Annotated in this window: 8 protein-coding genes; 7 read left to right on the plus strand and 1 reads right to left on the minus strand. The window is 49.3% G+C overall.

Going from position 1 to position 12064, the window contains the following annotated elements:
* The 3 genes from QUB10_RS31065 to rodA form a co-directional block, all read left to right on the plus strand.
* On the plus strand, positions 1-578 hold a 578-nt coding region (locus QUB10_RS31065), incomplete at its 5' end, for a tetratricopeptide repeat protein (RefSeq protein WP_333207005.1).
* A gap of 61 nt (positions 579-639) precedes the next feature.
* Positions 640-987 carry a VOC family protein gene (locus QUB10_RS31070; protein WP_333103068.1) on the plus strand — a complete coding sequence of 116 codons (348 nt, stop codon included), beginning with the start codon at positions 640-642 and terminating at the stop codon, positions 985-987.
* 329 nt (positions 988-1316) lie between these two features.
* Positions 1317-2576, plus strand: coding sequence for a rod shape-determining protein RodA (gene rodA / locus QUB10_RS31075; protein ID WP_333207006.1), 1260 nt, complete (start codon positions 1317-1319; stop codon positions 2574-2576).
* 643 nt (positions 2577-3219) lie between these two features.
* On the opposite strand, the gene QUB10_RS31080 is transcribed toward rodA, so the two are convergent.
* Positions 3220-4584, minus strand: a complete 1365-nt coding sequence (locus tag QUB10_RS31080) for a proton extrusion protein PcxA (RefSeq protein WP_333207007.1) — start codon at positions 4582-4584, stop codon at positions 3220-3222.
* A gap of 52 nt (positions 4585-4636) precedes the next feature.
* On the opposite strand from QUB10_RS31080, the gene QUB10_RS31085 reads away from it, so the two are divergent.
* From QUB10_RS31085 to QUB10_RS31100, 4 genes are all read left to right on the plus strand, one after another.
* Positions 4637-6847 carry a recombinase family protein gene (locus QUB10_RS31085; RefSeq protein ID WP_333207008.1) on the plus strand — a complete coding sequence of 737 codons (2211 nt, stop codon included), beginning with the start codon at positions 4637-4639 and terminating at the stop codon, positions 6845-6847.
* Positions 6848-6935: 88 nt separating this feature from the next.
* Positions 6936-8039, plus strand: coding sequence for an RNA-guided endonuclease TnpB family protein (locus QUB10_RS31090; RefSeq protein ID WP_333207009.1), 1104 nt, complete (start codon positions 6936-6938; stop codon positions 8037-8039).
* Positions 8040-8498: 459 nt separating this feature from the next.
* Complete coding sequence (locus QUB10_RS31095) at positions 8499-11774, plus strand: Ig-like domain-containing protein (protein ID WP_333207010.1); 3276 nt, start codon at positions 8499-8501, stop codon at positions 11772-11774.
* Positions 11775-11808: 34 nt separating this feature from the next.
* Positions 11809-12064: hypothetical protein (locus QUB10_RS31100; protein WP_333207011.1), on the plus strand; the 256-nt coding region annotated here is incomplete at its 3' end.

Here is a 12064-nt window from a genome sequence, read left to right on the forward strand (position 1 = left end):
GTCCCGCCCGTCCTTTTTGGACGGGCGGGACGCCCATCCCACAAACTTGTGGAAGTTATTTAATTCTCATTCCTTACCTCAACTCCTGTGTCGGAGCCAAAAAACAGGCGGAGGATCTCGCCGAAAAACTTTATGCCGATCGGGAAAACAGTCAGTTGGTGGGTACGGGATACAAATTAGTTTTTCTCGCCGCCACCTATCAAAACCTGCCAGAGACAGACAAAGCTTTGAGCTTGTACCGCCAAGCGATCGCCCAGGCCGACCAAAACCACTACAGCACCATCAAAGCCAAAGCTCTCAGCGGTACAGCCGCGCTGTACCGAGAACGGGGAGAATTTGACCAAGCCCTGCAGCACCATCCAGAAGGAATCGAAATACTCGATCGAGCTAGCGCCAAATTAGACCGAGCCGAAGCTTGCTATCAACTAGCACTGACAGAACAAAAACTTGGTAACATCGAGAAAACCCAAGAAAATTTTGAGCGCGCCATTCAACTGTTCAGCGAAATGGACGCTAGCAAACAAGTAGAAAAAGTACAGTTAGCCGCGACAAAAAAAACAGAAAAAATACCTAATTAATCCAGCAAGAAATCAGAAAAAAGATACAATAAATGAAAGAACAACCATAAACTTTGTAGATATGAAACTAAAACGATTGGGACACGTAGCCGTTTGCGTGCAAGACATAGAGAAGTCTGCTGAATTCTACCGCAACTTGGGTATGGAGTTAGTCTGGAAAGATCCAGACTGGGCTTATTTGAAAGCAGGAGAGGACGGATTGGCGCTGTTGAGTCCGAGTTACGACCAAGCAGGGCCGCATTTTGGGTTTGTATTTGACGATCGTACCGAAATGGAATCCGCCTACGAACAACTCAAAGCCGATGGTGTTTCCGTCACCCACATTCACGAACACCGCGACGGTACTGCATCCTTTTACGGCAGAGATCCAGATGGGAACGGCTTCGAGTACCTTTACGAACCGGCCTGACGATTCTAGGGCTTACGAATCAAAACCCAAGAAACCGGGTTTTTAGCGGTTTCTGCGAGTTGTAAGGCGTCTTCTCGACAAAAACCCGGTTTCTGACCACGTGCGCGAACTAAATTAAGTAACCGCACAGAAAAAAATAGAATACCCAGATACCCGGTTGGGCGTTCCTTCTTCCGTTCCCGGAACATCCCTACAACTCCCCGAATAATCTGAGGTACTCACACCGAGGCTTCTCAAGTAAGGTGCAGACTCTGAATCCAAAATATATCCACAACTTCCGAAAATCGGCTCGATAATCTAAAATCTAAAATCTAAAATCTAAAATCCTCATGTTGCAGAGAATACAAGTCAGAAACCGCTGGAAATCAATCTTCAAACCCTGGGAAGAAGCAGACCCTTGGCTGTTTGGCGCTTGCATCGCCCTCACCATCTTCGGGGGAGTCATGATCCGCAGCGTCGAAATCAACCAGGGGCTGATCGACTGGTGGCGGCACTGGGTAACTGGGGCAGTCGGTTTGTTCCTCGCCATCATCATTTCCCGCTGTCGCTACCAAATACTGCTTGAGTGGAAATGGCCGATTTACATATTAATCAATTTGTCCCTGATCGCAGTGCGGTTTATCGGTACTACAGGGCTCGGTGCCCAGCGGTGGATCAACATCGGCGGCTTTTACCTGCAACCGTCAGAATTTGCCAAAGTAGGCATGATTGTCACTTTAGCAGCTCTCCTGCACGACAAGACTGTCCCCACGGTGGGTAATATGTTGAGGATGCTGGCGATTATGGCTGTACCTTGGGGATTGATATTTGCCGAACCAAATTTAGGTACTTCCTTAGTCTTCGGCGCGATCACAATGGGGATGTTTTACTGGGGAAATGTCAATCCCGGCTGGCTAATATTGCTATTCTCTCCTCTGATCTCTGTTCTCCTCAATAACCTGTCTACACCGATTTGGGTAGCATGGGTAGTTATTGCGGGTATTATCGCTTGGCGAACCCTGCCTTGGCCCTGGTTGGGGACTTTCGGTGCTGTGTTGGTGAACGTTGTTTCTGGACACCTCGGACATATTTTTTGGAATGTGCTCAAGGATTATCAAAAAATGCGCCTGACAGGGTTTTTAAACCCAGAGAAAGATCCTTTAGGCAGCGGATATCACTTGATTCAATCTCGGATTGCTATTGGCGCTGGGGAACTTAAGGGCCGGGGTTTGTTTCAGGGAACGCAAACTCAGCTTAACTTTATTCCCGAACAGCATACGGACTTTATCTTTTCAGCTATTGGTGAAGAATTGGGTTTTATTGGCTGTATTAGCGTGTTGTTGGTGTTCTGGATAATTTGTTTCCGGTTGGTGACGATCGCTCAAACTGCTAACGATAATTTTGGTTCTTTGCTGGCGATCGGCGTACTGTCAATGTTGATTTTTCAGGTGTTCGTAAATATTGGGATGAACATTGGCTTGGCTCCGGTTACGGGCATTCCCCTGCCTTTCCTAAGTTACGGGAATGCGTCGCTGCTGAGTAATTTTCTGGGCCTAGGGCTGGTGGAGGCGGTGGCAAGCCAGCGACAGCGCAAGAAGCGTTGGAATTAGGTCATTGGTAATTGGTAATGAGTTTTGGGAATGCGATCGCCCTTTTGATTTCTTTCGAGAAATTCTGCGGGCGATCGTATTTTTTGTCGATCGGCCTAGGCGCATCTAAGTTTTACGCTTCCTGAGCCGAGCCTTGATGACAGTCTAGTTTGATAAAATTATTGTGGGGTGCGCGCGAGAACCCGCCCAAAAATAAAATTTAGAGGCAAAATAGCTTAAGTATATCTAATTAATTAAACCACTCCTGACGCAAACAATAAATGCTTTTGTGCGCTATGGGTAAGTAACTATGTGTGCAGTGAATGCCCTACTGAGGACGTTATCAATGCCTGAAACCCCTTGTTATTATTACATCTTTTTTTCTTCTTCCTTCTTCCTTCCTTCTTCCTTCTTCCGACTTCCTTCTTCCTTCTATCCTTTACATCCGTTAGATCCGTTAAAGAATCCGTTGCCGAACTTCCTTCTTCCTTCTATCCTTTACATCCGCTACATCCGTTACATAATCCGTTGCCGAACTTCCTTCTTCCTTCTATCCTTTACATCCGCTACATCCGAAGAAAGCTAATCCGTTGCCGAACTTCCTTCTTCCTAACATCCGTTACATCCGCTACAGAATCCGTTGCCGAACTTCCTTCGCCCCTGATTACTCGTTCATATTCTTGTACGTAGCAACAGCCGAAGGCGAACTCCGGTTTAAATAACGGAATATCCAATACTTAAATACCGTATCCAAGATCACTGGAAACGTTGCAATGAACAAAAATATGAACTGCCTATTTTCTGGTAGTCCCAAATGCCTCGATAAACCTTCGAGAATTACTTCCCAACCATGAGGCGAGTGGAATCCGACAAACACATCTGTAAACAAAATAATTACGAAAGCTTTCGCACTGTCGCTGAGGCCGTAAATCACATCGTCCATGAAAGACTTTAAAATCTCAATCTCTTTCTTGTTAGTGACGATAATCGCGGCAAAGGCAATGCAGGAAATCAAATCGGCAAAAATATTTTTAATAGCTCCACCACTTTCAGATCGGTATTCCTCCGCTAGTTCAACTGCTTTCTCGGCAATCTTCTTTTCCGTTTCCTCTAAAGAAAGCGACGGAGCAGTGCCTATTAACCTTTGAAATTTGAGGTGCTGCTCAAATCTCTCCAGCTCTTGGAATGCTTCTTCTTCCAGGTTAACATTTATGAAAAGTGGAGCATTTTCTTTGCCTCTAAAATGGTCAACTACCGGGCCGACTAAAAAGTTTTTGGAAATTTGATTCGTCAACAGCGGAACTAAAATCAAAAGCAAAATAAATCTCAGAGAAATAATTGTTTTTACTTTGGAATTGCGAAAATTCTTAACTACTTCTTTTTCCGCTTCCGGGTCTAAATCTTTAGTAATTCGATTCAAAGTTCCCAGAAGCGATCGCGGTAATAAATTCACTTCTTCATAGTTAGTGTCAACCTCACCATCGTGAATTTTAACAGAATTAGCTGAACCTTTATTTTGGTCAGGTGGAGAAGTGCTATTTTTGGTAGATTTTGCCTGCACATTTACTGAACTTACAACCGGAACAATTGCCGTCGATCTACTATTATTAATATACTTGTCGATGACTGCATCAATAAACTCTAGCTTCTCAAATATAAGGGATGCTCTATCTTTATTGTTGAGATGTAATCCGTGCTGGTGATAATCAGCGCTGTGCCCCGCCTTCGGTTTAGCCCCCACTCGCTCCGGCAGTTCCAAAAAAGAACGGCTAGCATTAAACTCAACCATTCGGGTTTGGATGACCTTGAGGTATTTTTGCAGTTCGGATTTAAAGTAAGACAGTGTGCTTTGTCCGTAATCTCCCGATCGCTCAGAGATTCCTTGACCGCCAAAATGCTCGTCTTCGATCGCCTTAATTGCTAACGCAGCATCGTAGGCCTGTTCTAGAGCCCTCTCAGGCGTTTCTCGATACCATTGGTGAAGGCTGTAGAGATATTTTACAATCCTGTTCCAGGGAGAAGTATTCATAGCTAAAGCTGGTTAGTGGGCTGTAGACATTAGTGATTAAAGTATTCACGGTATGGTAACAAATTTACATAAATTAAGAACTGCCACCGAAGATTCAATTTGGATTGTCGGATCTGCCCGCAGTGGCAAAACCACTCGTTTAGTCGAGCAGTTCTGCATTTGGAGCAAAACTGTCAAGCCTCTGCCTGCAACAGTTTCAGGGCGATCGAGTTCCGGGCGACGGCGGGCTGGACAAACTGCCCCAGCAATTTTAGTCTTAGCAGCTAACGGAGACAACCGGCTAGAATTGGCCGATCGCATCGCCGTCGCTACCGAAGGAAAATATACCTTTCACTCGACAACGCCCTTCGGTTTTTTTGAGCAGGAGGTATTGTTATTTTGGCCCCTGCTAGTTCAGTCGCTGGATTTGAGGGCTCAATTTCCCCTGCGGCTGCAACCTGAAACAGAACTGGAACTTGCCGCGAGACTCTGGCGTCGCGAACTAGACGAAGGCATTTTGCAACAAACAGGGGTAAGCCCAAACCGAATGGTGCGTCGAACACTTGACTTATTACAACTTGCTGCTGTCAGCGGTACGCCCAGAGAAGAGATTCCCAGCATTCTAGAACAGGGATTTGCTGGTGACGGCGGCTCGACCAACCTGTGGACTAGCATGGGAGAGTTGCTCGAAAGGTGGCGGGAATGGTGCTTGACGCGGGGGTTCCTGACTTACGGGATTGTTTGCGAACTCTACTGGCGCTATTTGTTGCCGGATGTCAGTTACCAGCAGCATTTGGCCTCTAGATACCAAGCTGTGATCGCAGACGATGTTGACGATTATCCGGCGATCAGCGGCCATTTGTTCGATCGAATGCTCGACCAAGGTGCAGCGGGAGCATTCTCCTACAATCCAGATGGAGGAGTGCGTTTGGGCTTGGGGGCTGATACGGAATACCTAGCCAGACTCGAAAGCCGCTGTCAAAGTGTGGAAAATTTGGACGCAAAAGCCGGTTTAGCCCCAGAGATTGGAGATTTAGCGGTAAGTTTAGCAGTTAATTCTGAGGGTTTTTATCCTTTAGGCTTGAGTTTGCCCGGTAAAGTTCGATCGCTCCAAACCACTTCCCGCGCTCAACTGCTGCGAGAAACCGCCGAAATCATCGTCGATGCGGTGAAGTCACAAGCCGTGGAACCGCAGGAAATCGCTGTAATTGCCCCTGGGATGGATGCGATCGCCCGTTACAGTTTAACGGAAATTCTGGCGCGAGATAATATTGCCGCCGTATCTCTCAACGATCAGCGGCCGCTCTCGACTACCCCAGAGATTCGAGCTTTACTCACTTTGTTAGCGTTAGTTTATCCGGGACTCGGCCGTTTAGTCGATCGAGACGGCGCAGCCGAAATGCTCGTAGTGTTGGGCAGCCAGAAACACAGTTCATTGGAAACAGAAGATTCCAACTCGACGTTCAATCTAAAATCTCAAATTCACAATCAAAAATCGATCGACCAAGTGAGAGCAGGTTTAATCGCCGATCACTGTTTTTGCCCAGATATCGATCGACCTCAATTGCTGCCCATTACAGCTTTTCCCCGGTGGGACAGACTGGGACACCGAGCAGCCAGGGCCTACGAGCAGATTGTGGAGTGGATCGAACAACAGCGATCGCAACAGCAGGAGCGGCTGTTGCCGAGCCCAATTGCCCTACTCGATCGAGCCATCCAGAAATTTCTCATGAACGACAGATACCTGCCCTACGATCGGCTAGCAGCCCTGCGCGAGTTAATGGAAACCGCCACCCACTACTGGGAAATCAACGGGCGAATGCAGCGCGTAGAACCAACAAACGGCGGCGACTCAGAAACCATCGCCCGGTTCATCCAGTTGTTGCGCCAAGGAACCGTCACCGCCAACCCCTTTCCAGTGCGTCCAGAAGGCCCAGCAGCCAGAGCCGTCACCCTCGCCAACATCTTCCAGTACCGCAGCAGCCGCCGCGCCCACAAATGGCACTTTTGGCTGGATGCCGGCTCGCCCCTGTGGCTGAGCGGCGGTGCGGCGACATTGTTTGGCGCTCCCTTATTTTTGCGATCGCAACTGGGGCGTCCCTGGGAAACCGAAGAAGAAACGGCGGCTGACCAACAGCGACTGCGGCGAATTCTGCTAGATTTGTTAAGTCGCTGTTCCCTGCTTTACCTTTGCCACAGCGAACTATCCGTCAGTGGACAAGAACAAACCGGGCCGCTTCTGCCCCTAATTAACAGCTCTGTTTCTTGTCAGCAGTCAGCATAAGGCATTCGCTTCTGCAGGCAAGAGCAAGACTTAAGTACCAAATAGTTCGCTAAACTTATCCATACTTAATCGCCCTTGAGGAAGTTCTATGTTTGCCGTTAAACGAGCGCTAAAATTGAATAACAACGAAGCGACTTTGATGGCAAGACACGCAGGATTCCGGCGTGTAGTATTTAACTTTGGATTAAGCCTGCGAACTCAAATGTATAGTGAGGGGAACTTTACCGACTCCAAGGTAATCAACGAAGTCAAAAAAGTTCTCACCAACTACGTCAAGAAACAGCCTGAATTCGGCTGGATGAACCAGTTGTCTAGTCGAGTTTACCAAAATGCGTTAATCGATCTAAAAGATGCGTTTAGTCGGTATCGCTCTGGGAAAGCAGGTCATCCAAGATTCGCTAGTCGCCGATCCGGTCAATCTTTTACAGTCGATTCGTCTAACGTCCAAGTTCTACTAAGCGCTGGCAACACCATAAAGATTCCTACCTTGGGAACTTTTCGGCTCTACGAAGCCCTAGAAAGCGATTACGTGTCTCAAACTTTTACGATTTCAAAAGAAGGAAGTCGTTGGTTTATTTCCTTCTGTGTTGACGCCGAAGGTTTACCAGTTCAACAGTCTCAGGCATCCGTGGGAATCGATGTAGGCATTAAATATGCGGCCACGCTGTCAAATCAGCAGGTCTTTGATGCACCAAAGCCGTTAATAGCCAGTGCGAAAACCAAACTTGCTACCTTGCAGCGCCAAGCATCAAAACAGGTAAAAGGCTCCCAAAACCAACGCAAAACCTATAATAAGATCAGCAGACTCCACGCGCGGATAGCTTGCATTCGCCTAGATTTTCTTCACAAGTTAACAACTTATTTAGCCAAAAATTTCAAGCGAATTTTGATTGAAGACTTGAATATAAAAGGCATGATGGCGAATCACAAGTTAGCTGGGGCAATATCAGATATAGGATTTTACGAATTCAAACGCCAACTTGATTACAAGTGCAAAATGTATGGAGCAACTTTAGTGCTGGTAGATCAATGGTTCCCTAGCTCTAAAACCTGTTCTAATTGTGGCCATAAAAAAGATCTGCCACTAAGCGTTCGGACTTTTGACTGTCCTGCTTGTGGCATATCTTTAGATCGTGATTGGAATGCGAGTTTAAATATTTTAAACTGGGAACCCAAGGCTATTGGGGGATAGCCTACTTATCTTGGGATTAGCCGTCTACCCAACAGCGTAGGAAGTGAACTCGGATTGTGTCTAAAAACGATTTTAGACAAGTTTAGGTAAGTTTTACAAAGCAGGCACATCTGTATTCAGCATTCGACATTCGGAAAGAAAAAATTATGACGGCGAAGATTTTTATTTTTTCTGATTCTGGATAAATACACCGGGCTGACTCCAAGCCCGACTTCTAGGTTCTCTCGAAATGGCGCGATATTAAAGTATACCCAACCTAGGCATCAAAACGTGCAATCATTAATATTTTGAGATCAAAATATGCCCCGCTTAAAAAATATCTATAGCCGTTGCAGTTTTGATTTAGTATGTTAGAAATGATGGGGTTATTAATCAATTTTAAGCCAGATTTGTGGCAACAAACTGATACTAATCAGTTCTTAAAGTTAATCGGGATCGTCGTTTAAAGGAGCCAAAATAATGCCAAGTGCAGTGCCAGCAGTAATTATACCACCAACACCAACACCAGAACCGCCCACACCAACACCAGAACCGCCCACACCAACACCAGAACCGCCCACACCAACACCAACACCACCTCCAACACCAACACCACCTCCAACACCAACTCCCTCCGGTGACGACACATTTGGTGGCATAGATGACACCTTGGGCGGAGGCCAAGGTACCTCGCCTGCAGTCATCGGCGGCGTAGTCCGCGGCACAGAAATCAACGATTCCTTAGTTGGCAGTCCCGGGCCCGACGTGATTTCCGGGCTGCAAGGCAACGACAACCTGCAAGGAGTCGGGGGCGACGATTTACTATTTGGCAACGACGATGACGACGTGCTGTTCGGCAATGAGGGCAACGACGTTCTCGACGGCGGTTTAGGACTCGATACCCTGTACGGAGGCAAAGGCAACGACTGCCTCGACGGGGCAAATAACCCTGACCTGCTGTATGGCAATGACGCCAACGACACGGTAATCGGAGGCGAAGGCAGAGACACGGCTTACGGCGGAAAAGGCAGCGACAGCTTGCGTGGGGGTGCTGGCGACGATAGCTTTTTGGGCGATCGAGGCGACGACATCGTGTGGGGCGACCAAGGCAACGACTCGCTCTTCGGCGGCGACGGCGAAGACTTGGTATTTGGCAACGAAGGAGGCGACTGGCTATACGGAAACGCCGGCGGGGATACATTTTTTTCCGGCGACGGCGACGACATCGTATTCGGCGGCGACGGTGATGACATCGTGGACGGCGGTGCTGGCAACGACGTTATTTGGGGCGAAGCAGGCAAAGACGTAGTGGCAGGAGGCGAAGGCAGAGATGTCTTCGTCATCGGTGCCTTCAGTTCTCCCAGTGGCAGCAGCAGCGACGGCACTAACCCGGCATTTATCACCACAGGCGGCCCCGATATCGCCGATGCCGACATTTTCACAGACTTTCGCCAAGGCGAAGATTTAATCGGGTTAACCGGCGACCTCAAGTTTGAAGATTTGGTAATCTTCCAAAGCACTGAGACCAAAGCCGGCAGTACGATTATTCGCAACGGCGTCAGCGGCGACTTTTTAGCAGTATTGCCCGGAGTAGACAGCAGAACCCTAGGGCGAAGCTCATTTGTAATTGCCCCCACAGTTCCCGGCAGCGCAACTCCCCTTCCGCTACCGACGCCGACACCGACGCCGACACCGACACCGACACCGACACCGACAGGAAGTCCGACGCCGACAGGAAGTCCGACGCCGACAGGAAGTCCGACACCGACGCCGACACCAACGCCGACAGAGCCGGTGCCGACGTTCCCTACACCGAATTTGCCGACGCCGACAGGAAGTCCGACGCCGACAGGAAGTCCGACGCCGCCGACGCCCATCTTTAACCAACCTCCAAGAGCAGTTAACGATAACTTCACCACGGTTACGGGTCAAGAACTCAGTTTCAACGTTCTGTTGAACGACACTGACCAGGAACAAAGCGCTCTGACTGTCACGACTTTTGCTCCAGCAAGCAAAGGGAGCGTGGTTCCCGTGGGCGGCGGCGTATTCAAATACACCCCGAATCCGGGCTTCTCGGGTACTGACAGCTTCAGCTACTCGATCTCAGACGGCAGCGGCGGCACAAGTAAGGCGGTAGTAACCATCAACGTCAGTAACCCGCCGCAGCTAATAATTAACGACGGTGTAGTGGTTGCCAAAAGTAATCCTATCCAGACAATCACTGCCGCCGATTTGTTAATCACAGATCCCGACAACAGCCCCTTGGAAATCGTTTACACGATTACTAAAGCCCCCGATGCTACCAGAGGTTTTGTCCAAAGGGGTAGCACCTTTCTCAACGTCGGCGGCAAATTCACGCAAGACGATATCAACAACAACATCGTCAAATACAACTTGCTGGCGACAGGTGGCAGCGACACTTTCACGTTTACAGCCTCCGACGGCTCTGCAACTATCGGGCCGGCATCCTTCAGCATCACGGTGGTAGATAATATTGTCGATCGCAGCGCACTCCCTGCCAGCAGCTTTACAGGCAGCAACCTCAGCGACTTCATCCTCGGCGGGGCCGGCGACGATACCCTCTCTGGGGGCGACGGCAACGACCTGATCGATGGTAATGGCGGCAACGACCTCGTATTCGGTGAAACAGGCAACGACTCGCTGGTGGGTGCGATCGGCAACGACACCGTTGACGGCGGACTGGGCAACGATACTGTTGACGGCCAAGACGGCATAGACTCGCTGATCGGCGGACTGGGCAACGACCTGATGTTCGGCGGCAATGACAATGACAACCTCCTGGGCGGTGACAACAACGACACCATTGACGGCGGAACAGGCAATGACTCGATGTTGGGAGAATCCGGCGACGACTCGATACTTGGTGGCGCTGGAACCGACACCTTACTTGGTGGCATTGGCGACGACTCCCTCGACGGCGGTGCAGGCGACGACATCCTCGACGGTGGACTGGGCAGAAACTTGCTCGACGGCGGTATCAATAACGATTCCATCTTGGGCGCGGACAGCGATGACACGATTTTGGGTGGACAAGGCAACGACACGGGACTCGGAGGTTCGGGCAATGACTACGTGTTGGGCGAGGCCGGCAGCGACTCCCTCGACGGCCAAGCGGGCGACGACACTCTCGACGGCGGTGCCGGCAGCGACTGTCTCAGCGGCGCCTTCGGCAATGACTTGGTATTGGGCGGCGATGACAACGACTCGCTTTCCGGCGGTGCAGGCAATGACATTGTGGGCGGTGGTGTCGGTTCTGACTTGCTCACGGGCGATGCGGGCAATGATTTCTTCTACTACGAAACTCCCAGCGAAGGCGTGGACGTGATTGCTGACTTTAACGCTAACGGCAGCGAGACCGACAGATTTTTGTTCAGGTCGTCAAATTTCGCAGGTTTAACCAACTCAGGAACTACTCTCGATTTCACCAGTTTTATCGTCAGGAATATCGGGTCTAGCGGCGACGACATCAGCAAGCAATCAGTCATTTTGTTTGAATCTAAATTTGATAACGCTCAAGCAGTAAATGCAGTGTTGAAGAATCAAAAGGGTTCGAGCAAAACGGGAGCTTTCTTCGTGTACCTGAACAATACTTTTAACAAGTACGTTCTCGGCTTCGACCCGAATGTGGCAGATGACAGTCTCCCAGCTTTCGATTTGGCAGTGTTGAATTCTATTCCTACAGTGCCGGGAGCGCTCAGCACCGTCATTACTGCATCTGACTTTAAGTTTATTTAGTAGTTTTTGAGTAGCGTCGCAAGGAGTCGGAACAATGCCAAGTGCAGTACCACTAATTTTTCTCGAAGGGCGGCTACCCGATGAGAACGGGGATAGTTTGGATAGCGGTACGGTGCCGCAGCCTACGCCGTCGTCGGGAACGGAGCCGATGATGACGGGGACTTCGACAGGGATGACGGGGACTTCGACAACGATGACGGGGACTTCGACAATGATGACGGGGACTTCGACAATGATGACGGGGACTTCGACAATGATGACGGGGACTTCGACAATGATGACGGGGACTT

It is taken from the genome of Microcoleus sp. B5-D4, from assembly GCF_036705145.1.
In the GTDB taxonomy this organism is placed as follows: domain Bacteria; phylum Cyanobacteriota; class Cyanobacteriia; order Cyanobacteriales; family Microcoleaceae; genus Microcoleus.

What these genes read in the sequence shown, in the direction of transcription:
- QUB10_RS31085 (WP_333207008.1), top strand. Translation starts at nt 4,637, where the DNA reads ATGGTAACAAATTTACATAAATTAAGAACTGCCACCGAAGATTCAATT.
- QUB10_RS31080 (WP_333207007.1), bottom strand. Translation starts at nt 4,584, where the DNA reads ATGAATACTTCTCCCTGGAACAGGATTGTAAAATATCTCTACAGCCTT.
- rodA (WP_333207006.1), top strand. Translation starts at nt 1,317, where the DNA reads ATGTTGCAGAGAATACAAGTCAGAAACCGCTGGAAATCAATCTTCAAA.
- QUB10_RS31095 (WP_333207010.1), top strand. Translation starts at nt 8,499, where the DNA reads ATGCCAAGTGCAGTGCCAGCAGTAATTATACCACCAACACCAACACCA.
- QUB10_RS31070 (WP_333103068.1), top strand. Translation starts at nt 640, where the DNA reads ATGAAACTAAAACGATTGGGACACGTAGCCGTTTGCGTGCAAGACATA.
- QUB10_RS31090 (WP_333207009.1), top strand. Translation starts at nt 6,936, where the DNA reads ATGTTTGCCGTTAAACGAGCGCTAAAATTGAATAACAACGAAGCGACT.